Here is a 22,022-nt window from a genome sequence, read left to right as displayed (position 1 = left end):
GGGGTGTCCGCCTCCCGGATCGGCCGCAGGTGATGACCACCGCCCGGCAGCGGTACCAGGACGGGGTGGACGAAATCATCGGGAAGCCAGCTCATCGGGCCCGACCGTAGCAGCGCGCGGCCGTCCGCTCCCCTGGATTTCGGCAAGGCCCTCGATCACCCGATCGAGGCTCCCGTTCCGCACCGGAAGGACAATGGGCGGCCGGGAAACCCCTCCCCCTTGCCGCTCCCCTGGGCGTGACCGGCGCCGCCTTCCCCCGATGCGAGACTGAACGCCTCAAGGCACTCCCCCATCCGAAAGAAGGCCGTAACCCCCATGGACGAGGCCCGGGCCAGAGACGTACTGGCGACCGCAGGGTTCACCCGACCGCCCGGAGAACCGTCCCCCGCCGCGACCCTCCTCTCCCTCGGCGAGAACGCGGTGTTCGCCATCGCCGACCTCGTCGTCAAAGTCGGCCGGGAGGCCACCCTCCTCCCGCGGGCCGAGCGGGAACTCGCCGTCGCGCTCTGGCTGGAGCAGGCCGGTATCCCGGCGGTGCGGGCCGCCGAGCCGGAACCGCGGCTGGTGGACGGGCATCCGGTGACGGTGTGGCGCCGACTGCCGGACGCGGTCCGGCCCGCCGGACCGGAGGACCTGGCGGTACTGCTGCGCCGCATCCACGAGCTGCCGGCGCCGCCGTGCGCGCTGCCCGCGCGCGACCTGCTGGGGGGAGTGGAGCGCTGGCTGCGGCTGGCCGGCGACGCCGTCGACCCGGCGGACGCCGCGTACCTACGGGCCCGGCGCGACGGCTACGGCGACCAGGTCGCCGCCCTCACCCCGCACCTCCCGCCGGGCCCCATCCACGGCGACGCGCTCCCCCGCAACGTGCACGTCGGCCCCGACGGTCCGGTCCTGGTGGACCTGGAGACCGTCTCGACGGACCTGCGGGAGCACGACCTGGTCGTCATGGCCCTGTCCCGGGACCGGTACGGCCTGCCCGCCGCGTCGTACGACGCGTTCGTGACCGCCTACGGGTGGGACGTGCGCGACTGGGAGGGCTGCGCCGTCCTGCGCGGCGCCCGCGAAACCGCGAGCTGCGCCTGGGTCGCCCAGCACGCCCCCACCAACCCGAAGGCGCTGACCGAGTTCCAGCGCCGGGTGGCATCCCTCCGCGAGGGTGACACGGAACTGCGCTGGCACGCCTTCTAGTCCCAGGCCTACCGGCTCCGCGGTGTGAGCGGCCAGGACGGCTCGACGACCGCCGTGGGGTCCGTGGTTCGCCGCAGGTAGGCCTGCAGGGAGGCGGACTGCGCCGCCGCCGCGCCGACCTGGAGGTCGTGCAGGTCGGTCAGGGCCATCGCCCCGACGGGTCGGTGCTTCTCGGCCATGCGGCGCACCACGCGGGCGGCGGCCACCGCGTCCGCCCGTGCGTTGTGCGCGTCGTCGAGCGAGACTCCGTAGTGGGCGCACAGCGCGTGCAGGGCGCGCTTGCCCTTGCGGTACCGGTCGACGTGCTTGTCGATGACCAGTGGATCGATGACCGGCGAGGGCTCGTTGCCGAGTCGCTCCCCGATCGACTCCAGTCCGTACCGCCGGCACTCGCGGTCCAGCAAGGACAGGTCGTAGCGCGCGTTCATCACCACGAGCGGCGTCCCCGAGCGCAGGACCTCGGCGACGGCCCGGGCGATCTCCTCGACCCCGGACGGGGCCGGGACCCCGTGTTCGCGGGCGTGGTCCGTGGAGATGCCGTGGATGGCGGAGGCCTGTTCGGGTATCGCCACCCCCGGATCGAGCAGCCACGTCCGCTCCGCCGAGACCGCCCCGTCCGGCTCCAGCCGGACGAGGGCCGCGGTGACGATGCGATCGTTCTCGACGTCCGTACCCGTGGTCTCCGTGTCGAACGCCACCAGGGGCCCGCTGATCCAGGTCATCGCGTACCCCCCGCTCCGGCGTGCCGGTCCCCCATCACGCGCCCCTCCCCCGTACCGTCCGGGCCGTAAGTCCTCGGTTCCCGGCACCACTAGTCAGCCAAGCCAGCCGTCAGCCATCAGCCGTAAGCCAGCCGTCAGCCATGAGCCGTCGACCGGTGCACATCCCCCGGCCGACGACTTTCAGCCTGCCACGACCCACTGACAGTCACGACACCGGGCGGGAGTCCTGCCAGATGGACTCGAATTCCTCCCGGTACGTGGGGAAAAGTCCGTGTTCCACGTCACGCGGCGGGGCTGCGGCGGCCCGCGCCCCGCCGCCCCGGAGGACCAGCACCGGGGCCTCCATGCCGCGCGCCCGGCGCAGGTACGACTGCACGACCGCGATGCCCGAGTTCTCCCCCTCCACCAGGTAGGCGGTGAAGCGGGGGGTCTCGTCGAAGACGTGGATCTCGAACCGCGAGGGGTCCCGCAGCCCGGCCCGGACCCGCCGGACGTGGAGGATGTTCATCTCGACCGAGCGGCTCAGCTCGCCCTTGCGCAGCCCGAGCTCCCGTTCGCGGCGCTTGACGGCGCTGCTGGCCGGGTTGAGGAACAGCAGCCGGACCCGGCAGCCGGCTTCGGTGAGCCGGACGAGTCTTCGGCCGGAGTAGTTCTGGACGAGCAGGTTGAGCCCTATGCCGATGGCGTCGAGCCGCCGCGCCCCGCCGAAGAGGTCCTCGGCGGGGAGCTGCCGCTGGAGCCGGACCCGGTCGGGGTGGACGGAGACCACGTCGGCGTACCGGTCGCCCACCAGGTCCTCGACGGCGTCGATCGGCAGCCGGTCCGCCGACGGGGAGCCGGCTCCCCCGCCCAGCACCTCCAGCAGCCGGGCCGAGGCGCGCTCGGCCTGTTCCAGTACGGGCCGGGACAGGGCGCGGTTGCGGGAGACCACGTTCCGCGTGACTTCGAGCTCGTCGAGGGCGAGCTCGATCTCGCGCCGGTCGTCGAAGTACGGCTCGAAGCAGGGCCAGTGCTGGACCATGAGCTCGCGCAGCTGGGGCAGCGTCAGGAAGCTGAGGACGTTGTCGTCGGCGGGGTCGAGGAGGTAGCCCTTGCGGCGGCTGACCTCACGGACCGCGACGGCCCGCTGCACCCATTCCTGGCCGGCGGGTCCGGCGGCGGCGACGACCCAGTCGTCCTCGCCGTGGACGGGCTCGTAGATCGGGCGCAGGACCGCGCCGACCACCGACCGCAGCCGCTGTTCGATCAGATTCAGCCAGATGTACGCGCGGCCCGCGCGCTGTGCCCGGGTACGCACCTCGGTCCAGGCGTCCGCGCCCCAGTCCAGCTCGGCGCCGGCCCGTACCGTCCCGGGCGCCTCCGGCGCCACCAGGGACACCGCCCCGCCGGGTACCGCGCCGGACCCCCCGGGCACTCCGGTTCCCCCAGATCCCGCAGGCCCCCCGGATCCCCCGATCCCGCCGCCCCCGGCGCCTTCCGGCACCCCGCCGGACGCACCGCCGGGTGCGCCTCCTGGGGCGTCCGCCGAGCCACCCTCGTGACCGCCGTCACCAGGGGGAAGCTCCAGCCCTCCCGAGCTCACCCGTGCACCGCCTTCTGCGTTCTGGACGCCCGTCTCCAGTGATCACGGAAGGGTACTCCGAGGTCGGCGCCCGGTGCAGCCCGATGCGACCCGATGGACCGTACACAGGTGATCTGTTGACCCATTATCGGATGCGCACACAGTCCGCTGACCCGCATATCGCCACACCGGGTCACCCGGCAGGAGTATCCCAAGTCCCCGCGTACAGCCCCTCTTTCGGGGAAGATCCTGCTCATGGCACGGATCGGCGGCCCCAGGGCCGCGGACGGGCCGCCCGACGCCGCGGGGAAGACGGGAGAAGAGTCGTTGTCCATGCAGGTCTGGCCGGGACACGCGTATCCGCTCGGTGCCACCTACGACGGCGCAGGCACCAATTTCGCGGTCTACTCCGAGGCCGCGCGCCGCATCGAACTGTGCCTGCTCCACGATGACGGCTCCGAGACGGCCGTGGAACTACGCGAGACCGACGCCTTCGTCCGGCACGCCTATCTACCGGGCGTGATGCCGGGCCAGCGGTACGGCTTCCGGGTCCACGGGCCGTACGAGCCGGAGCGCGGGCAGCGCTGCAATCCGGCCAAACTGCTCCTCGACCCGTACGCACGGGCGATCGCCGGGGGCATCGACTGGGGCGAGGAGGTGTACGGCTACCACTTCGGCCGGCCCGACTCGCGCAACGACCTCGACTCGGCCCCGCGGACGATGAGTTCGGTCGTCGTGAACCCGTACTTCGACTGGGCCAACGACCGCCCGCCGCGCCACGAGTACCACCGGACGGTGCTGTACGAGGCCCACGTCAAGGGGCTGACCATGCGTCACCCCGAGCTCCCGGAGGAGCTGCGCGGCACGTACGGGGCCCTCGCGCACCCGGCGGTCATCGGCCACCTGACGAAGCTGGGCGTGACCGCGCTGGAGCTGATGCCGGTGCACCAGTACGTGCACGACCACCGGCTGGTCGACGACGGGCTGACCAACTACTGGGGCTACAACACGATCGGCTACTTCGCCCCGCACAACGGCTACGCCTCGGGCGACCGCGGCCAGCAGGTGCTGGAGTTCAAGTCGGCGGTCCGGGCCCTGCACGAGGCCGGGATCGAGGTGATCCTGGACGTGGTCTACAACCACACCGCCGAGGGCAACCACCTGGGCCCGACTCTGTCCTTCCGGGGGCTCGACAACGCCTCGTACTACCGGCTCGCGGACGATCCGCGGCACTACACGGACACCACCGGGACCGGGAACTCGCTGCTCATGCGCTCCCCGCACGTCCTGCAGCTCATCATGGACTCGTTGCGCTACTGGGTGACCGAGATGCACGTGGACGGGTTCCGCTTCGACCTGGCGGCCACGCTCGCCCGGCAGTTCCACGAGGTGGACCGGCTGTCGTCGTTCTTCGACCTGGTCCAGCAGGACCCGGTGGTCAGCCAGGTGAAGCTGATCGCGGAGCCCTGGGACCTGGGCGAGGGCGGCTACCAGGTGGGGAACTTCCCGCCGCTGTGGACCGAGTGGAACGGCAAGTACCGGGACACCGTACGGGACTTGTGGCGCGGGCAGCCGAAGACGCTCGCGGACTTCGCGAGCCGACTGACCGGCTCCTCGGACCTCTACCAGGACGACGGCCGGCGCCCCCTCGCCTCCATCAACTTCCACACCTGCCACGACGGTTTCACGCTGCACGACCTCGTCTCGTACGACGAGAAGCACAACGAGGCGAACCGGGAGGGCAATCGGGACGGCGAACCCCACAACCGGTCCTGGAACTGCGGGGTGGAGGGCACCACCGACGATCCGGAGGTCCTCCAACTGCGCGAACGGCAGATGCGCAACTTCGTCGCCACTCTGATGCTGTCGCAGGGGGTGCCGATGCTCAGCCACGGCGACGAGTTCGCCCGCAGCCAGAACGGCAACAACAACGCGTACTGCCAGGACAACGAGCTGTCGTGGCTGGAGTGGCCGGAGCCGGGCAAACAGGTGCCCCCACTGCTGGAGTTCACCCGCCGGATGGTGTGGCTGCGCCGGGACCACCCGGTCTTCCGGCGGCGCCGCTTCTTCCACGGGCGGCCGGTCGAGGGAACCCACGACGAGCTGTCGGACATCGCCTGGTTCACCCCGTACGGGGAGCCGATGCGGGCCCGCGACTGGCAGGCGCAGCACGCGCGGGCGCTGACGGTGTTCCTGAACGGGGAGGCCATCTCCGAACCGGGGGCGCGCGGGGAGCGGATCGTCGACGACTCGTTCGTGCTGATGTTCAACGCGGGTGCGGAGTCGCAGGAGTTCACGCTCCCGGCCGGCCACGGTGCGCAGTGGCGGCTGGTGGTGGACACGGCGCGGCCGGAGGTGCTGCCACCCGGCACCGGGCCGCAGTTCGCGGCCGGGGACCGGGTGACGCTGACGGGACGCTCCCTGGTGGTGCTCCAGAGGCCTGAGTGACGGAGGGGGCCGGGCGGCGGCGCGCCGCGGTCAGACGGACCGCGGCGCGGCCTCCCGCGGCGCGGCACCCCGAGGCCCGGGTGCGGCACCCCGCGGCGCCTCCGCCTGCGCCGTCACCGCCTGCGGTGACGCGGTCTGCTGGGACGGGATGAAGGCCCGGTCGGTGGAGTGCGCGCGGGCGGCCGGAACGCGGGTGGTGAGGGCGAGCAGCAGGGCCGCCGCAGCCGCGCCGACTGCGACCGCGAAGGCGCCGCCGGGCCCGTACGCCTCGGCGAGCCGCCCCGAGACGGCCAGGGCCAGCGCCTGCCCGGCCACGAGCGCGCTGGCGGCGTAGGCGGTGGCCTCCGCGAGCCGGGCGGGCTCCACGGCCCGCTCGGTGAGCGCGAACGCGGTGATCAGGTGCGGGGCGTACGCGGCGCCGAGCACGGTGACCACCGCGTACAGCGGGGCCAGGGCGTGCGTGAACAGCAGCGGTACGGACAGCAGGAGGGCGGCCCCGGTGGCGGCCCGCCAGCGCAGCCGCAGGCCGAACCGGGCGGGCAGGGCGCCGAGCGCGAGCCCGACGCCGGCGCTGGCGACGCCCATGGCGGCGTAGACGGTCCCGGCTTGGCCGGGGACGCCCAGGCGGGCGGTGAGGGCGGCGATGCCCGCCTGGCAGGCGCCGAACATGGCGCCCTGGAGCAGGAGCGATCCGCGGACGGCGTGCACGATCCCCGGCTGCCGGGCCCGCCCGCCGCGCGGTGTCTTCGCGGGACTCCCGGCGGCGGACGCCGTGGCCGCGGCCCCCGCCGTCGGGTGCAGGGCGAAGGCGGTGCCGAAGACGGCGACGAGGGCGGCGGCGAGGCCCAGCGCGAGCGCGGGGTGGGCCCCGAGCGCGGCGAGGCCGACGAGGGCCGGGCCGAGGACGAACGAGACCTCGTCCAGGGTGCCTTCGAGGGAGTGGACGGCGCCGACCACGTCCTCCCCGGCCCCGGCGCGGTGGGCGAGCGCCACGGAACGGGTCCGGGCCAGCGGGCCGACGAGGGGTACGGAGGCGCCGGCGACGGCGCCGATCGCGGCGAGCGGGGCGGCCGGCAGGCCACCGAGGGCCCCGGCGACCAGGGCGGCGGTGGTGACGGCGTTGACCGCGGCGGCGGCCAGGACGACGGGCCGCTGCCCGTGCCGGTCGGCGAGCCGGCCGAGCAGCGGCCCGCACAGGACCTGCCCGGCGGAGAGGACGCCGCCGACGATGCCGGCGGTGGCGAGGGAGCCGCTGGTCTCGGCGACCAGCAGCACGCTCCCGAACTGCGTCATGGCGACGGGCAGCCGGGCGAGAAAGGAGACGAGCGGGAGGAGGGGCCCGGTCAGGGCGATGACTCTTCGATAGGTAGCGACGGTTCCAACCACTCTGGAAACGCTAACCCGGCGCAGTCACCCGAATGCATTGGGTCATGGCACGGAATCCGGTGAGGAGGGTACGTACGTTCTCATGAGCCGGCGTCATACTCACCTCAAAACAGAACCTGACGTTCCGACAACCGCCGCCCGGGCGACGCCCTCGTCGCCCTCGTCGCCCTCGTCGCCCTCGTCGACGTATCGCCTCCAGCTGTGCCCGGAGTTCCCGTTCGCCGCCGCCGAGAAGACCGTTCCGCACCTCGCCTCGCTCGGGGTCTCCCACCTGCACCTGTCCCCCGTCCTGGAGGCGGTTCCCGGCTCGGCCCACGGCTACGACGTCACCGACCACTCCCGGGTGCGGGAGGAGCTCGGCGGCGAGCGCGGGCTGCGCGGGCTGGCCACCACGGCCGGGGAGCACGGGCTCCGACTGGTGCTGGACATCGTGCCGAACCACATGGCGGTGCCCTCGCCGCTGCGGCTGAACCGGCCCCTGTGGCAGGTCCTGCGGGAGGGGCCGCGCTCTCCGTCCGCCCGCTGGTTCGACATCGACTGGGAGGCGGGCGGCGGGCAGCTGCTGCTGCCGGTGCTCGGGGAGCCCCTCGACCCGGCCGCGTGCACGGCCGGCGCGGGGCTGCTGCAGGTCGGCGACGACTGGGAGTTCCCGCTGCGCGCCGGGACGGAGGGGCTGCCACTGCCCGAGCTGCTGGCCGCCCAGTGGTACCGGCCGGCCTGCTGGCGGGAGGCCCGCACCGGGCTCAACTACCGCCGCTTCTTCACGATCTCGCAGCTCATCGGGGTCCGGGTGGAGGACCCGGAGGTGTTCGCGGCGACGCACGCGAAGGTGCTGGAGCTGGTGCGCGACGGCGTGGCCGCCGGACTGCGGATCGACCACGTGGACGGGCTCGCGGACCCCGCGGCGTACCTGCGGCGGCTGCGCACGGCCGTCGGGGACGACTGCTGGGTGGTGGTGGAGAAGATCCTGGCCGGGCAGGAGCGGCTGCCGGCCGGCTGGCCGGTGGCGGGGACCACCGGGTACGACGCGCTGCGGCAGGTGGACGGGGTGTTCGCCGACCCGGCGGGGGCCGCCGAACTGGACCGCTGCTACCGGGAGTCCACGGGCCTGCCCGGCTGGGAGGAGACGGCCCGCGCCTGCGCCCGGGAGGTGCTGACCGGCGACCTGGCGGCCGAGCTGGGGGCGCTGGAGCGGGCGGCCGGGCCGCAGGCGGCGCCGGCCGTTCGCGAGGCACTGATCGCCTACCCCGTCTACCGGCCGTACCCCGGGGACGGGGAGCCGGATCCGGGTGCCCTGGCGGAGGCCGCCCGGCGGGCCGGTGCGCGGGCGGCGGGCGGCGTGCGGGACCTCCTGCGGGGGGATGCGGCGTTCGCGGCGCGCTTCGCGCAGACCTCGGCGGCGCTGCGCGCCAAGGCGCTGGAGGACCGGGCCTTCTACCGGTACGCCCCGCTGCTGTCGGCGACGGAGGTCGGCGGGGACCCCGGGCGGCCCGCGGTGGACCCGGACGGGTTCCACGCGTACTGCGCCGCCCTCGACCGGGACTGGCCGGGCTCGGGGACGGTGCTGTCCACCCACGACACCAAGCGCAGTGCGGACGTCCGGGCCCGGATCGCGGCCCTGTCACAGGCGCCGGAGGCGATGGACCCGGCCGGGGCCGGCGCGGCCGCCCCGGGGGACGACCCCCAGCTGGCCTGGGTGGCGCGGCAGACGGCGTACGGCCTCGGCGAGGTACCGGACCGCGCGCAGCGGCTCGGGGCGGCGCTGCTCAAGGCCGTCCGCGAGGCCGCCCTGCACACCAGCTGGACCGAGCAGGACCCGGCGTACGAGGCCTCGGTCGCCCGGTACGCCTCCGCAGGGGCCGGTGGGGCGGAGCTCCCGCGGGCCCTCGCGGAGGCGGCCCGCGCCAACCTGCTGGGGATGGCGCTGCTGCACCTGGCGATGCCCGGGGTCCCGGAGGTCTACCAGGGCGCCGAGACGGAGTACCGGGCGCTGGTGGACCCGGACAACCGGCGCCCGGCGCTGTTCCCCCGCGAGGCACTGGCCCGGCTCGATGCGGGGGCCGCGCCGGAGGGGGTGGCGGAGGAGAAGCTCGCGCTGACGGCCGCCCTGCTGCGGCTGCGCCGGGACCGGCCGGGGGTGTTCACCGGGTACGCGGCGCTGGCCGCCCGCGGCCCGGCCGCCGGACACTGCCTGGCCTTCGTCCGGCCGGGCGGCCTGGTCGCGGTGGCGACCCGGCTCTCGCTCCGGCTGGCCCGGTCGGGGGGCTGGCGGGGCACCGTCCTGCCGCTGCCGCCGGGGCGGTGGCGGCCCGTCCTGCCGCCCGCGGCCGGCACGGCGCCGCCGCCGGGCCCGTACGAGGGCGGCGTGGGGCTGGCGGAGCTGCTGGCGGCCCGGCCGGTGGCGGTCCTCCTACGGGACGGCGGACACGGCGGACACGACGGGGGCGGCGGACCCGGCGGGAGCGGGGGACCCGGCGGGGGCGACCCGGGGCGGGACGGCCAGTAGGCCGGCGAAGGCCTCCGCCGCGCCCGTGAGCGGGACGCGGGAGAAGACGGCGAGGGGCCGGTGCCACGGCGGGTCGAAGGAGAGCAGCGTGCAGTCCTCGCCGAGGGCGCCCCGGGCGGTGTGGGCGGGGGCCATGACGACCCCGGTGCCGGCGGCGGCCATGCGGACGGCGGTGGAGGTGTGCTCGGTGCGCAGCACCGTGCGCGGGGTGAAGCCGACCTTGCCGCACGCCCAGTCGAGGAACGGCTCGCCGTGCACGACCGGTTCCATGGCGCAGCGGATCCAGTCGCGGTCGGCGAGTTCGGCCAGGCGTACGGAGCCGTGGCCGGCCAGCGGGTCGTCGATGGGGACGACGAGGACCAGTTCCTCCCGGCCGGCCGGGACGACGGGGCCGGTCCACTCCTTGGGCTCCGGCCCCACGGCGAGGTCGGCGACTCCGCGGTCCAGCTGTTCCTCCAGGGCCTCGGTGGACGCGTACTCGCGCAGGACGAGCTGGACGCCGGGGTGGCGGCTGTGCCAGCGGGCGGCGACGGCCGGGAGCAGCCCGACGGCGACGGAGTGGACGGTGGCGACGTGCAGTTCGCCGCCGGCGGCCCCGGCGGCGGCGCGGGCCGCGCGGCGGGCCTGGCCGGCGCTGCGGACGGCGAGCTGGGCGTGCGGCAGGAAGGCGCGGCCCATGGGGGTGAGGCGGACCCCGCGCGGCATGCGTTCCAGCAGCGCGCCGCCGACCGACCGTTCCAGGGCCTTGATCTGGTGGGAGAGGGCGGGCTGGGTGACGTGCAGCGCGTCGGCGGCTCGGGTGAAGGAGGACTCCTCCACGACCGCCAGGAAGTACTCCATCTGACGCAGGCTCATGGACGGGAAGCATAAGCGTCCTGCATGGGTCCGAGAAGATCATTGCCTTGGACGGCAGGCGGGGCCGGGCCGCAGGGTGGGGGGCATGAACACCGCAGATGTGATCGTGATCGGCGGCGGCACCGGCGGGTACGGCACCGCCCTGCGCGCCGCGGCCCTGGGCCTGGACGTCGTCCTCGTGGAGCGCGACAAGGTCGGGGGGACCTGCCTGCACCGCGGGTGCATACCGAGCAAGGCCATGCTGCACGCGGCCGAGCTCGTCGACGGGGCCGCCGAGGCGCGGGAGCGCTGGGGGGTGCGGGTGGCGGTGGAGGGGGTGGACTGGCGGGCCCTGACCGCCACCCGGGACGACATCGTCGCCCGCAACCACCGGGGGGTGGAGGAGCACCTGCGGCAGGCCGGGGTGCGCCTGGTGCAGGCCTCGGCACGGCTGACGGGCCCGCGGTCCGTCCGGACGTCGGACGGACGGGAGTTCACGGCGGCGCGCGGCATCGTGCTGGCCACCGGGTCGCGACCGCGCGTCCTGCCGGGGCTGGAGCCCGACGGGCACACGGTCGTCACCAGCGACGACGCGCTGTTCGCGCCGGGGCTGCCGGGGTCGGTGCTGGTGCTGGGCGGTGGGGCGATCGGCGTGGAGTACGCCTCCTTCCACCGGTCGATGGGGGCGGAGGTGACGCTCGTGGAGGCCGCGGAGCGGATCGTTCCGCTGGAGGACGCGGACGTGTCCCGGCATCTGGGGCGGGGGCTGCGCCGGCGCGGCATCGACGTGCGGACCGGAGCGCGGCTGGAGGGTGTCGAGCGGCTCGCGGGCGGGGGCGTGCGGGCCGTCGTGCGCGGTCCGCGCGGGGACGTCGAGGAGGTGGCGGCGGAGCGGCTGCTGGTCGCGGTGGGCCGGGTTCCGGTGACCGACGGGCTGGACCTGGCGGCGGCGGGACTGGCCGCGGACGCGCGGGGGTTCGTGGCGCCCGCCGACTGGTCCCGGCTGGAGACGGCCGTGCCGGGGATCCACGTGGTCGGTGACCTGCTGCCGCCGCCCTCGCCCGGGCTGGCGCACGCCTCGTTCGCGGAGGGGCTGCTGGTGGCGGAGACCCTGGCGGGGGTGCTGGCCGCGCCGGTGGACTACGCGGCGGTGCCGCGGGTGACGTACTCGGCGCCGCAGACTGCCGCCGTGGGGCTGACGGAGGCGCAGGCCCGCGACCTGGCGTACGACGTGGTGGTGGGCTCGATGCCGCTGACGGCAGTCGCCAAGGGGATGGTGCACGGGCAGGGCGGGACGGTGAAGGTGGTCGCGGAGCGGGGCGGGCGGGTGCTGGGGGTGCACCTGGTGGGGCCGCACGTGTCGGAGATGATCGCGGAGAGCCAGCTGGTCGTGGGCTGGGACGCGGAGCCGTCCGACGTGGCCCGCCACGTCCACGCCCACCCGACGCTGTCGGAGGCGGTGGGCGAGGTGTTCCTGACCCTGGCCGGCCGCGGCCTGCACCAGCGGTAGTCGGCGGGATGCCGACCCCCGCGGGGGAGGCTTTGGCCAGGGGATATCGGGAAGTGTGGGGCGCGCGGAGCAGTAGGGGGCGTGCGCGGCGGGCATTGCATCAGACGTGACCCACCTCCGCGATTTGCGCTACCCCACACCGCACGAACTCGCGCTGGCCGCCCGCGCTCTGGCGGACGAACACCCCCGCCGGATCCGACTGCGCCAGATCGGGAGTTCCCGGGGCGGGGAACCCCTCTGGCTCCTGTCCGTGGCTGCCGCGGACGGCGGCCGGCCGCAGGACCGCTGCGTGCTCGTGGTGGCCGGCGCGCACGCCAACGAGCCCGTCGGCGGCGCCACCGCCCTCGCCCTGGCCCGCCGCCTCGCCCCGGCCGGGCAGCCCGGGACGCCCGGGACGCCCGGGACGCCCGGGACGCCGCCGGACGCCGCCGACCGGACCTGGCACTTCCTCCTGTGCGCCGATCCCGACGGCGCCGCCCTGCACCGGACCCCGCGCCCGGACTCCCTGCTCGACTACCACCGGAACTTCTACCGGCCGCCCGGCCCCGAGCAGCCCGAGTGGGCGCCGTCCTTACTGCCCCCGGACCGGCTGCCGCCGGAAACGCGGGCGCTGACCGGCCTCATCGACGAGCTGCGGCCGATGCTCCAGGTCTCCCTGCACGGCACCGACCTCGGCGGTTCCTGGGTGCAGGTCACGCGGAACATACCCGGGCTCGCCGAGCCGTTCGCCAAGTCGGCCGCCGAACTGCGGATCCCCGTGGAGACCGGGGCCTCGGACGCGGTCGGCTGGCCCTCCCCCGGGCCCGGGATCTTCGTGATGCCCCCGCGCGGGCACGACGCGGCCGGGGCGTTCCACCCCGAGGACATCCGGCTCAGCACCTGGTACCGCACCCACCGCTACGCCGGCACCACCGCCATCGTGGAAGTCCCGATGTGGGCCTCCGACCTGGTGGACGACCCGGCCCCGCACCCCGACCCGCGCGGTGCGCTGCGGCTCCTGGCGGACCGGCTCGCCGGGGACGCCGCGCTCGTCTCCGCGGTGCGGGACCGGGCCGCGGACGCACTGCCGGGCGCGGCCCCGGACGCCGCCCCGCTGCTGCGCGCCGTCGACTGGACGCTCGGCCTGATCCCCGGGATCACCGCCGAGTGGACGGGCGCCGGAGCCCCCGCCGAGGCCTCGACGGCCCGCATCGCCAGCATCGACGCCTTCGGGCGGCGGCTGTCCCTGCGCGCGGCCGCGATGCTGCTGCGGGTGCTGCACGCCCAGGACCATCCGGCCGCGCCCGGCCTGGACCGGCTCGTCACCGGCTGGTGCGCGGAGTTCGCCACCCGGTTCCACGCCCGCCGGGTCCCGGTCGCAGACCAGGTGGAGCACCAGACGCGCACCGTCCTGGCCGCGTACGCCCGCCTCGCCGACGCCGAACGCGCCTCCCCGTGACGCCGGCACCGGCCGGCGGGCCGTACGGGTCCGCCGGCCGTACGGGGGCGCGCCGGGCCCTGCGGCCGTACGGGCTCCACGATCCCTACGGTCGCACGGGCCCCGCGGGCTCGACCGGCCCCGCGGGCTCGACCGGCCCCGCGGGCTCGACCGGCCCCGCGGGCTCGACCGGCCCCGCGGGCTCGACGGGCTCGACGGGCAGGGAGTAGCGGCGCTTGGCGAGGCTCCGGGCGCCGAGCCGGTCGTAGAACCGGATCGCGCCCTCGTTCCAGTCGGGAGTCTGCCACTGCACCTGGGTGAGGCCGCGTGCGCGCGCGAGCGCGGCCACACCGTCCATCAGCGCGGCGCCGAGGCCGTGCCCGCGGGCCGCCTCGGCGAGGTAGAGGCAGTCCATGTGGAGGTAGTGGCCCGCGTCCCAGAACGTGAACTCGGCCGAGCAGGCGGCGTATCCGACGACCCGGCCCTCCGGGTCCTCGGCCAGCAGCACCCAGGCCCGCGCGTCCTCGGCGAACAGGTGGGGGCCGAGCCGGTCGGCGAGGCCCGGGGGCCGGGGCGCGGACTTCTCGTAGGCGATGTGCTCGTGGACGAGCTCGACGAGGCGGGGCAGGTCCTCGGGGCGCGCGGGGCGCACGACGGGCGGGTGGGGCGTCTGGGATGCGTCGGGCGTGTGGTCCATGCGCACCATCTTCAGGGGGTGCGCCCCGTTCCGGCGCGCGCCGCCCTTTCCCCGTCCGCCGGTACGGGCTAGACCGTCGACAGGCGGAAGGACATGCGGCCGAAACCGACCTGGTCGCCGTCCCGGACCACGATGGAGCCGGTCACCCTGCGGCCGTTGACGGTGGTGCCGTTCGAGGAGCCGAGGTCGGTCAGGACCCACATCCCGTCGCGCATGCCGAGTTCGGCGTGCACCCGGGAGACGGTCTCGTCGGTGAGGCGGAGCCCGTTGCCCGGGTCGCGGCCGATCCGCAGGGGTTGCGCGCCCGGGTTCGGGAGCAGCAGCTTCGGCAGCCGTTCCGCGTGCCAGGCGCGCCGGACCCCGGCGGACACGGCCGAGACCCGACCCACCCAGCCGAACAGGCGGCGGGTCCAGGCGGCTTCCTTGTCCCGGCCGTCGAGGTCGGCGACGAGGACGGCGAGTTCCTCGGAGCGACGGGCGACGAGGGCGAGCTCCATCCGGCGCAGGAAGGTGTCGTGCGACAGCTTGCCGAGGGCGGCTCCCTCGCGGAGCTTGCCCAGGGCGAGGTCGCGCTCCGCATCGGAGAGGCGCGGCGCGGGGTAGGCGGGGAACTCGAAACTCGACGTCACAGGGTGATTGTCGGCCCGTCAGGGCCGGAGTGTCCAGAAGTGCCCCGGCCACCGGCAATGATGGGTACGACACAAGGCAAAGCTCACGTTCCGGTACCGCCGCAGACGAGGGAGCCGCCCGTGCATTTCGAGGTGTGGGCACCGCAGACAGACCGGGTCGCCCTGCGGCTCGCGCACGCCGGAGCCGGGGCCTGGGCCGTGTACGACATGGAGCGCGATCCCGACCGGGACGGCTGGTGGGCCGTCGCCGCCCCGGCCGCCGACGGGGACCGGTACGGGTTCCTGCTGGGCGACGACCCGACCGTACGGCCCGATCCGCGGGGGCGGCGGCTTCCGGACGGGCCGGACGGCCCCTCGGCCGTCGTGGACGTCGCATCCCTGGCGCCCGGGGCGCCGGCGCCCGGCATCCGGCTGCAGGACGCGGTCCTGTACGAGCTGCACGTGGGGACGTTCACCCCGGAGGGCACCTTCGACGCGGCCGCCGCCCGCCTCGGCCACCTGGTCGCGCTCGGCGTCACGCACGTCGAGCTGATGCCGGTCTGCCCGTTCCCCGGCCGGCACGGCTGGGGGTACGACGGGGTCGCGCCGTGGGCGGTACACGAGCCGTACGGCGGCCCTGCGGGGCTCGCCCGGTTCGTGGACGCGGCGCACGCGGCCGGACTCGGGGTGGTGCTGGACGTGGTCCACAACCACCTGGGGCCGTCCGGCAACCACCTCACCGCCTTCGGCCCGTACTTCACGGACACCCACCACACGCCCTGGGGTGCGGCGGTGAACCTGGACGCGCCCGGCTCGGACGAGGTCCGCGCGTACTTCACCGGCAGTGCGCTCGCCTGGCTGCGCGACTACCGGATCGACGGGCTGCGCCTGGACGCGGTGCACGCACTGGCCGACGGCCGTGCGCTGACCTTCCTGGAGGAGCTGTCCGCGGCGGTGGACGCGCTCGCCGCCGAGACCGGCCGGCCGCTGTTCCTGATCGCCGAGTCCGACCGGTGCGACCCGCGGACCACCGCCCCGCGCACGGAGGGCGGGCAGGGCCTGCACGCCCAGTGGAACGACGACTTCCACCACGCCGTGCACACGGCGCTGACCGGCGAGTCCCAGGCCTACTACGCCGACTTCGCCGAGGCGCCGCTCGCGGCCGTGGCGAAGACCCTGACCCGGGCGTTCTTCCACGACGGGACCTGGTCGGCGTTCCGGGGCCGCACCCACGGCCGGCCGGTCGACCGCCGCCGCACCCCCGCGCACCGGTTCCTCGGCTACAGCCAGACCCACGACCAGATCGGCAACCGGGCGCAGGGCGACCGGCTCGCCGCGTCCGTCTCCCCCGGACTGCTGGCGTGCGCGGCGGCGCTGGTGCTGGCCGGGCCGTTCGTGCCGATGCTGTTCATGGGCGAGGAGTGGGGCGCCGGCACGCCCTGGCAGTACTTCACCGACCATCCCGACCCGGAGCTCGCGGAGGCGGTCCGCACCGGCCGGCGGAGGGAGTTCACCGCCCACGGCTGGCAGGCCGGTGACGTCCCCGACCCGCAGGACCCGGCCACCCGGGACCGGTCCTGCCTGGACTGGGCGGAGCCGGAGCGCGACCCGCACGCGCGCCTGCTGGCCTGGTACCGGACCCTGGTCGGGCTGCGCCGCAGCCACCCTGACCTACGGGACCCGGACCTGGCCTCGGTGCGCGTGGCGTACGACGAGGCGCGGCGCTGGATCACCTTCCGGCGGGGCGACGTACGGGTGGTGGTGAACCTCGCCCCCGAGCCGGCGGTGATCGCCCTGGGCCGCAACGGGGTCCAGGTGCTGGCCTCCTGGGCCCCCGTCGATCCCCCGGACCCGGAGGGCCGCGTCCACGTCCCGGCCGAGTCGGCGGTCCTGCTGGCGCCGTAGCCCCGCCGGTCAGTTCGGGGCCGCGAGCCGGGCGGCCAGGGCGGCGGCCGCGGGCGTGGGCGTACGGGGGGTGAGGAGCTCCGTGCGGTGGACGAGGCGGGGGTCGGCCAGGGGTACGGCCACCCCGGCCGCGGCGGTCACGGCTACCCGGCGGGGCAGCAGGACCAGGCCGTGCCCGGCGGCGGCCAGGGCGCACAGGGCGTGCAGGTCGGTGCCGTCGTAGCGCAGGGCCGGTGCGGTGCGGACGGCGGCGGGCGGTGCGAGGGCGGCGTGCGGGGCGTCGAGCCAGCGGGCGTCGGCGAGGTCGTCCAGGCGGAGGGCGGCCCGCCCGGCGAGGGGGTGCCGGGCCGGGAGGAGGACGGCGAGGGGCTCCTCACCGATGCCGGTGACGGTCAGCGGGGCCACGTCGGGCAGCCGCAGCGGGTCGCTGGCGGCGGCGAGGCCGTCGACGAGCCCGAGGTCGCAGCCGCCGGTGGCGACGGCGGCCGGCACCTGGTCGGGCGGTACGACCCGCAGCTCGACCCCGGTGGCCGGCAGGGCGGCCAGCAGCCTCGGCCCGACGGCGAGCGGCGACACGGCGAGGGTGACCCGGCCGGGCGGGGCCGCGGCCAGCCGGAGCACGTCGGCCCGGGCCGCGTCGAGCCGCAGCAGCAGCGGTGCGGCGTGCTCCAGCAGCCGCAGCCCGGCGGGGGTGGGGGCGACGGGCCGGCGGGTGAGCAGGTCGGTGCGGAGGTCGCCCTCCAGGGCGGCGATGTGCTGGGACACGGCGGACTGGGTGTAGCCCAGCTCGCGGGCGGCGGCGGAGAAGGAGGCCAGCCGGGCCACGGTGACGAAGGTGCGCAGGAGGTGCGGATCCATGGTCATCAGCTTTATCAGCTTTGCTTATGGAGCATCCAGGAACAATCGTTGGTGCTGAAGTGGGGGTCGCCCCCAGGATGATCGCCATGACCAGCAACGGCACGACCGACATCGCCACCGCCACGATCCCCGAGGTGACGCCCGTCGCCCGGATCGCCCTCGTCGGCGACCGCTCCCCGCACGTGACCTCCCACACCCGGATCCCGCTCCTCCTCGACGCCCTCGCCTCCCGCGACGGGCTGGTCCTGGACGCGTACTGGATCTCCACCGCGGAGGCGGAGGCCGAGGCCGCCGCCGGGGCCCTGGCCCGCTTCGACGCCGTCTGGGTGCTGCCCGGCAGCCCGTACGCCAGCGAGGCCGGGGCGCTGGCGGCGATCCGGGTGGCGCGGGAGGAGGGCATTGCGTTCCTCGGGACCTGCGGCGGCTTCCAGCACGCCCTGCTGGAGTACGCCCGCGCCGTCTGCGGGCTGTCCCACGTCGCACACGCCGAGAACGACCCCGGCGCCGAGGACCTCCTCATCGGCCCGCTGGCCTGTTCGCTCGTCGGGCACGAGGGGGTCGTCCGGGTGGAGTCCGGCTCGCTCGCCGAGTCCGTGCTCGGCGCGGAGCGCACCACCGAGCGCTACCACTGCACCTACGGGCCCGCGCCGCGGCACCTGCCGGCGCTCACCGCCCACGGCCTGCGCCTGTCGGGGCACGACGAGGACGGACAGCCGCGGATCGCGGAACTGCCGGGCCACCCGTTCTTCCTGGCCACGCTGTTCCAGCCGGAGCTGTACGGCGACGGCAGCCGGCCGCACCCGATCGTGAAGGCGCTCGCCGCCGCGGCCGTCGCGCACGCCGCCGCCGCGCCGACCGCGTGACAGCGCGGCCGGATATCGCGTCGCAGGACCCCCCGTCTGATCGGCTATGCTGTGCGTGCACATCGAACGGGCGGTCCGCCGCCCGTCGTGGTGGGTGTAGCTCAGTTGGTAGAGCACCTGGTTGTGGTCCAGGTGGCCGCGGGTTCGAGTCCCGTCACTCACCCTTCAGTCCCGTAGGGGCACGAGGTCTTCTCCCTCGTGCCCCTACGGGCTTTTCGTACGTTCCGTATGTTCCGTACGTTCTGCGCGTGCTGCGCGTCGTGCGCTAGGCGTCGCCGCCCCGGTCGGAGCGGAGGAACTCCTCGACCGCTGTGACGAAGGCCACCGGGGTCTCGTGCGGCGGGTAGTGGCCGGCCCCGGGGAGCGGGAGGACCCGGCAGTTCGGGTACGTGACCTGCCAGGTGGCGTGCATCACGTCGGGACTCAGCGCGAGGTCGTACTCGCCCGCGAGGACCAGCACCGGGACGGTGCTGCCCTTCACCGCCGCCGACAGGTCCAGCGACTGCCAGCTCGACAGGTACGCGGCGAAGGCCTCGGGGCGGGAGACGGCGACCGAGTGCGCGACCATCCGGTCCAGCCAGTGCCGGCTCGCGCGGTGGCCGGTGACCAGGTCGAGGATGACCCGCCGGTTCTCCGGACTGGCGGCGGCGCCGTGGAAGAGGGCGTGAGTGGCGTCGTCCATCTCGTACGGGCCCGCCGGGACCGGGTTGACGCCGATCAGCTTCTCGACCCGCTCGGGGGCGCGGGCCAGGACCTGCTGGACGGCCTTGCCGCCCATGGAGTGGCCGATGAGGGAGAAGGTGGCCCAGCCGAGCTCGTCGGCGAGGGCGAGGACGTCGTCGGCGATCTCGGCGAGGTTGTAGCGGCCGGGGACGTCCCGGCGGTCGCCGTAGCCGCGGTAGTCCGGGAAGGCGTACGAGAAGCCCTCCGGGTCGAAGAAGTCCAGCACGGAACCCCAGTTGGCGGAGGTGCCGAACCAGTCGTGCAGCACGATGGCGCGCAGCGGTCCGGTGCCGATCCTGCGGTGGGCGATGGCCAATGCGTTCTCCCTGTGTGACGGAGGTGGCGGAAACCGACGCCGTACGTACTGCCCACCGGGCCCGCGCCCACACCGCTCCGCCGCCGTCGCACGCCGGCAGCCGCCGCCCCGGGACCGTCAGGTCCTTGAGCGGCGGCCGTCGCGCGGTGCGCAGGGCCGGGTCAGACGGTCTTGAGCGCCGGGTCGGAGACGCCCGGGACGCCCGTCTCCACGTGGCCCGCGAAGCGGCGCAGGAACGTGGCGTCGCGGTCCGAGACGACCGTGACGTCGTACCAGCGGGACGAGGACTGCAGGTCCATCGTGTGGGAGACGGTCGCGCCGGCCGCGACCCGGAGGGTGCGGGTCGCCGCGCCGTCGTAGGCGTTGGTCACCGTGAGGTTGACGGCGGCCGTTCCGGAGTTGGTCAGGGTCAGGTTCAGGTTGCCGGTGGCGGCGTCGTGGCGGGTCGTCACCTCGGGGCCGGTCTTCTTCGCCGGGCCCTTCCACGTCCGCAGGAACCCGTTGGGGCCCCAGACCGTGAGGTCGATCGTGTTGCCGGTGGAGCTGCTCGTCGACCAGGTGTCGGACAGGGTCCTGCCCGCCTCCACCGTGTACGGCCACGGCCCGTCCGTACGGTTGCCCGAGGTGCTGTGGAAGTGGGCGCCGAGGGTGGGGCCGGACGAGAAGGTCAGGGTGAACTTGCCGGTGGAGACGGTGGCCCTGCCGTCCACGTACGGGGCGTAGCCCAGGGCGCGGGTCGGCTTGGAGCCGGCCTCCTGCCGCGGCAGGGCGCCGGCCGCCGGCGGGACCGGGTGGTAGGAGGGGTGGCGGTTCTTGTCCGCCGGCACGTACCCGGCCGTCGACGGGAGCGCGGCGGGCGCGGAGTCGGCCCTGGTGAAGTCGAAGGCCGAGGTCAGGTCACCGCACACGGCGCGGCGCCAGGGCGAGATGTTGGGCTCCTGCACGCCGAAGCGCTTCTCCATGAAACGGATCACCGAGGTGTGGTCGAAGGTCTCGGAGCAGACGTAGCCGCCCTTGCTCCACGGCGAGACGACGATCATCGGGACGCGCGGGCCGAGCCCGTACGGTCCGGCCGCGTAGCCCCCGCCGCCCGCGTACAGGTCCCCCGTGACGTCGGCCGTGGACAGGCCCCACGCGGAGGACGCCGGCGGGTACGGCGGGACGACGTGGTCGAAGAAGCCGTCGTTCTCGTCGTACGTGATGAACAGGGCGGTCTTCGCCCACACCGCCGGGTTCGCGGTCAGTGCGTCCAGGACCTTCGAGATGTACCAGGCGCCGAAGTTCGTCGGCCAGTTCGCGTGCTCGCTGAACGCCTCAGGGGCCGCGATCCAGGAGACCTGCGGGAGGGCGCCGTTCACCACGTCCGCGCGCAGCCGGTCGAAGTAGCCTTCGCCCGCCTTGGCGTCGGTGCCGGTGCGGGCCTTCTCGTACAGGGGGCTGCCGGGCTGGGCGTTGCGGAAGGAGTTGAAGTAGAGGAGGGAGTTGTCGCCGTAGTTGCCGCGGAAGGCGTCGTTGATCCAGCCCCAGGAACCGGCGGCGTTCAGGCCGTCACCGACGTCCTGGTACACCTTCCAGGAGATCCCGGCCGCCTCCAGGCGCTCGGGGTAGGTCTTCCAGCCGTAGCCGGCCTCCTGGTTGCCGAGGACGGGGCCGCCGCCGGTGCCGTCGTTGCCGGTGCAGCCCGTCCACAGGTAGTAGCGGTTCGGGTCGGTGGCGCCGATGAAGGAGCAGTGGTAGGCGTCGCACACGGTGAACGCGTCGGCCAGGGCGTAGTGGAACGGGATGTCGTTCCGGGTCATGTACGCCATGGTGGTGGCGGTCTTCGCCGGCACCCACTTGTCGTACTTGCCGTTGTTGTAGGCCTGGTGGCCGCCGGCCCAGTCGTGGTTCAGGCCCTCCAGGAACTGCATGCCGAGGTCCGGCACGTCCGGGTGGAAGGGGAGGACGTCCTTCGTGCCGTTGGACTGGTAGAAGACGGACCTGCCGTTGTCCTGCACGACCGGGCGCGGGTCGCCGAAACCGCGGACGCCCTTCATGGTGCCGAAGTAGTGGTCGAAGGAACGGTTCTCCTGCATCAGCACGACGATGTGCTCGATGTCCTGGAGGGTGCCGGTGGTGCCCTGCGCCGGGATGGCGGCCGCCCTGGCGATGCTCTCGTTCAGCATCGCCAGGGCGGCAGTGCCGCCGGCGATCTGGAGGAACCTGCGGCGGTTGAGTTCAGCCATGGGGATGACGACCTCTACGGGTGAGGGGGACGGGGAGGGGTGACGGGGAGCCGAGGGGCGACCCAAGGACAGCGGCCCCGGGGTACCGGACGGAGAGCAATCCGTGACGCCCCGCCGTACGCCGGGAGAACGCAAAGCCCCCCCGGCCCCGGCGGCCGCCCGGAGCTGCGAACCGGCACCGCCGGGCCGGTCGGCACGGCGCTTCCCTCGGTGGCGTGTCCTACGGGCCAGGGCCTGGCGCCCGTCCAACAGGGC

16 protein-coding genes, 1 tRNA gene and 1 pseudogene are annotated in these 22,022 nt (G+C 74.8%); 8 read left to right on the top strand and 10 right to left on the bottom strand.

The features are described from left to right. Positions 1-95: pseudogene (locus ACZ4VL_RS25175) on the bottom strand (N-acetyltransferase); the annotation flags it as partial. Positions 96-315: 220 nt separating this feature from the next. Between ACZ4VL_RS25175 and ACZ4VL_RS25170 the strand changes: the two are divergent. Further along, positions 316-1,188 carry a phosphotransferase enzyme family protein gene (locus tag ACZ4VL_RS25170; protein ID WP_468204075.1) on the top strand — a complete coding sequence of 291 codons (873 nt, stop codon included), beginning with the start codon at positions 316-318 and terminating at the stop codon, positions 1,186-1,188. Between the two features lie 8 nt (positions 1,189-1,196). Here the strand turns inward: ACZ4VL_RS25170 and ACZ4VL_RS25165 are convergent, their stop codons facing one another. Then, complete coding sequence (locus ACZ4VL_RS25165) at positions 1,197-1,910, bottom strand: exonuclease domain-containing protein (RefSeq protein ID WP_468204073.1); 714 nt, start codon at positions 1,908-1,910, stop codon at positions 1,197-1,199. A 205-nt stretch (positions 1,911-2,115) separates the two neighbouring features. Continuing rightward, positions 2,116-3,492 (bottom strand): SAV2148 family HEPN domain-containing protein, encoded by a 1,377-nt coding sequence (locus tag ACZ4VL_RS25160; RefSeq protein ID WP_468204072.1) that lies wholly within the window; start codon positions 3,490-3,492, stop codon positions 2,116-2,118. Positions 3,493-3,804: 312 nt separating this feature from the next. On the opposite strand from ACZ4VL_RS25160, the gene glgX reads away from it, so the two are divergent. Next, entirely contained in the window at positions 3,805-5,919 is a 2,115-nt protein-coding gene (gene glgX, locus ACZ4VL_RS25155; protein WP_468204081.1) for a glycogen debranching protein GlgX, read from the top strand. A gap of 30 nt (positions 5,920-5,949) precedes the next feature. Here the strand turns inward: glgX and ACZ4VL_RS25150 are convergent, their stop codons facing one another. Continuing rightward, positions 5,950-7,305, bottom strand: a complete 1,356-nt coding sequence (locus ACZ4VL_RS25150) for an MFS transporter (protein ID WP_468204070.1) — start codon at positions 7,303-7,305, stop codon at positions 5,950-5,952. A gap of 82 nt (positions 7,306-7,387) precedes the next feature. Here ACZ4VL_RS25150 and treY point away from each other — a divergent pair, with 82 nt between their 5' ends. After that, positions 7,388-9,811: a malto-oligosyltrehalose synthase gene (gene treY, locus ACZ4VL_RS25145; protein WP_468204068.1), complete on the top strand. Its 2,424-nt coding sequence runs from the start codon at positions 7,388-7,390 to the stop codon at positions 9,809-9,811. On the opposite strand, the gene ACZ4VL_RS25140 is transcribed toward treY, so the two are convergent. Beyond that, positions 9,716-10,666 carry a LysR family transcriptional regulator gene (locus tag ACZ4VL_RS25140; RefSeq protein ID WP_468204066.1) on the bottom strand — a complete coding sequence of 317 codons (951 nt, stop codon included), beginning with the start codon at positions 10,664-10,666 and terminating at the stop codon, positions 9,716-9,718. The genes treY and ACZ4VL_RS25140 overlap by 96 nt on opposite strands. A gap of 85 nt (positions 10,667-10,751) precedes the next feature. Between ACZ4VL_RS25140 and lpdA the strand changes: the two genes are divergently transcribed. Both lpdA and ACZ4VL_RS25130 read left to right on the top strand, forming a co-directional pair. Further along, on the top strand, positions 10,752-12,155 hold the full coding sequence (lpdA, locus tag ACZ4VL_RS25135) for a dihydrolipoyl dehydrogenase (protein WP_468204063.1): 1,404 nt from the start codon (positions 10,752-10,754) through the stop codon (positions 12,153-12,155). A 106-nt stretch (positions 12,156-12,261) separates the two neighbouring features. Beyond that, positions 12,262-13,593 carry a M14 family zinc carboxypeptidase gene (locus ACZ4VL_RS25130; protein WP_468204061.1) on the top strand — a complete coding sequence of 444 codons (1,332 nt, stop codon included), beginning with the start codon at positions 12,262-12,264 and terminating at the stop codon, positions 13,591-13,593. Between the two features lie 85 nt (positions 13,594-13,678). Here the strand turns inward: ACZ4VL_RS25130 and ACZ4VL_RS25125 are convergent, their stop codons facing one another. Together ACZ4VL_RS25125 and ACZ4VL_RS25120 are read right to left on the bottom strand one after the other, a co-directional pair. Next, positions 13,679-14,269, bottom strand: coding sequence for a GNAT family N-acetyltransferase (locus tag ACZ4VL_RS25125; protein ID WP_468204059.1), 591 nt, complete (start codon positions 14,267-14,269; stop codon positions 13,679-13,681). A 68-nt stretch (positions 14,270-14,337) separates the two neighbouring features. Beyond that, positions 14,338-14,898, bottom strand: a complete 561-nt coding sequence (locus ACZ4VL_RS25120) for a DUF1707 and FHA domain-containing protein (protein ID WP_468204057.1) — start codon at positions 14,896-14,898, stop codon at positions 14,338-14,340. A gap of 120 nt (positions 14,899-15,018) precedes the next feature. Here ACZ4VL_RS25120 and treZ point away from each other — a divergent pair, with 120 nt between their 5' ends. Then, the gene (gene treZ, locus ACZ4VL_RS25115; protein ID WP_468204055.1) at positions 15,019-16,782 is read left to right on the top strand and encodes a malto-oligosyltrehalose trehalohydrolase; all 1,764 of its coding nucleotides are present in this window, start codon (positions 15,019-15,021) and stop codon (positions 16,780-16,782) included. A gap of 9 nt (positions 16,783-16,791) precedes the next feature. Here treZ and ACZ4VL_RS25110 read toward each other — a convergent pair whose 3' ends face one another. Beyond that, positions 16,792-17,640 carry a LysR family transcriptional regulator gene (locus ACZ4VL_RS25110; RefSeq protein ID WP_468204053.1) on the bottom strand — a complete coding sequence of 283 codons (849 nt, stop codon included), beginning with the start codon at positions 17,638-17,640 and terminating at the stop codon, positions 16,792-16,794. An 86-nt stretch (positions 17,641-17,726) separates the two neighbouring features. On the opposite strand from ACZ4VL_RS25110, the gene ACZ4VL_RS25105 reads away from it, so the two are divergent. Both ACZ4VL_RS25105 and ACZ4VL_RS25100 read left to right on the top strand, forming a co-directional pair. Further along, positions 17,727-18,503 (top strand): CTP synthase C-terminal region-related (seleno)protein, encoded by a 777-nt coding sequence (locus ACZ4VL_RS25105; protein WP_468204051.1) that lies wholly within the window; start codon positions 17,727-17,729, stop codon positions 18,501-18,503. A gap of 90 nt (positions 18,504-18,593) precedes the next feature. Continuing rightward, positions 18,594-18,666, top strand: a tRNA-His gene (locus ACZ4VL_RS25100). Between the two features lie 102 nt (positions 18,667-18,768). Here ACZ4VL_RS25100 and ACZ4VL_RS25095 read toward each other — a convergent pair. Next, entirely contained in the window at positions 18,769-19,542 is a 774-nt protein-coding gene (locus ACZ4VL_RS25095) for an alpha/beta fold hydrolase (RefSeq protein ID WP_468204050.1), read from the bottom strand. Between the two features lie 161 nt (positions 19,543-19,703). Further along, a complete protein-coding gene (locus ACZ4VL_RS25090) occupies positions 19,704-21,767 on the bottom strand; it encodes a phosphocholine-specific phospholipase C (protein WP_468204047.1) in 2,064 nt (687 codons plus the stop codon). Positions 21,768-22,022: the final 255 nt, after the last annotated feature.

It is taken from the genome of Streptomyces sp. NPDC029014 (genome assembly GCF_055564695.1).
Note: the sequence above shows the minus strand (reverse complement) of the source record. Positions and strands in the feature narration are given on the sequence as shown.

Bases quoted from the DNA above. Each gene is read 5' to 3' on its own strand.
- ACZ4VL_RS25170 (WP_468204075.1), top strand. From the start codon at position 316: ATGGACGAGGCCCGGGCCAGAGACGTACTGGCGACCGCAGGGTTCACC.
- ACZ4VL_RS25165 (WP_468204073.1), bottom strand. From the start codon at position 1,910: ATGACCTGGATCAGCGGGCCCCTGGTGGCGTTCGACACGGAGACCACG.
- glgX (WP_468204081.1), top strand. From the start codon at position 3,805: ATGCAGGTCTGGCCGGGACACGCGTATCCGCTCGGTGCCACCTACGAC.
- treY (WP_468204068.1), top strand. From the start codon at position 7,388: ATGAGCCGGCGTCATACTCACCTCAAAACAGAACCTGACGTTCCGACA.
- ACZ4VL_RS25140 (WP_468204066.1), bottom strand. From the start codon at position 10,666: ATGAGCCTGCGTCAGATGGAGTACTTCCTGGCGGTCGTGGAGGAGTCC.
- lpdA (WP_468204063.1), top strand. From the start codon at position 10,752: ATGAACACCGCAGATGTGATCGTGATCGGCGGCGGCACCGGCGGGTAC.
- ACZ4VL_RS25125 (WP_468204059.1), bottom strand. From the start codon at position 14,269: ATGGACCACACGCCCGACGCATCCCAGACGCCCCACCCGCCCGTCGTG.
- ACZ4VL_RS25110 (WP_468204053.1), bottom strand. From the start codon at position 17,640: ATGGATCCGCACCTCCTGCGCACCTTCGTCACCGTGGCCCGGCTGGCC.
- ACZ4VL_RS25105 (WP_468204051.1), top strand. From the start codon at position 17,727: ATGACCAGCAACGGCACGACCGACATCGCCACCGCCACGATCCCCGAG.
- ACZ4VL_RS25090 (WP_468204047.1), bottom strand. From the start codon at position 21,767: ATGGCTGAACTCAACCGCCGCAGGTTCCTCCAGATCGCCGGCGGCACT.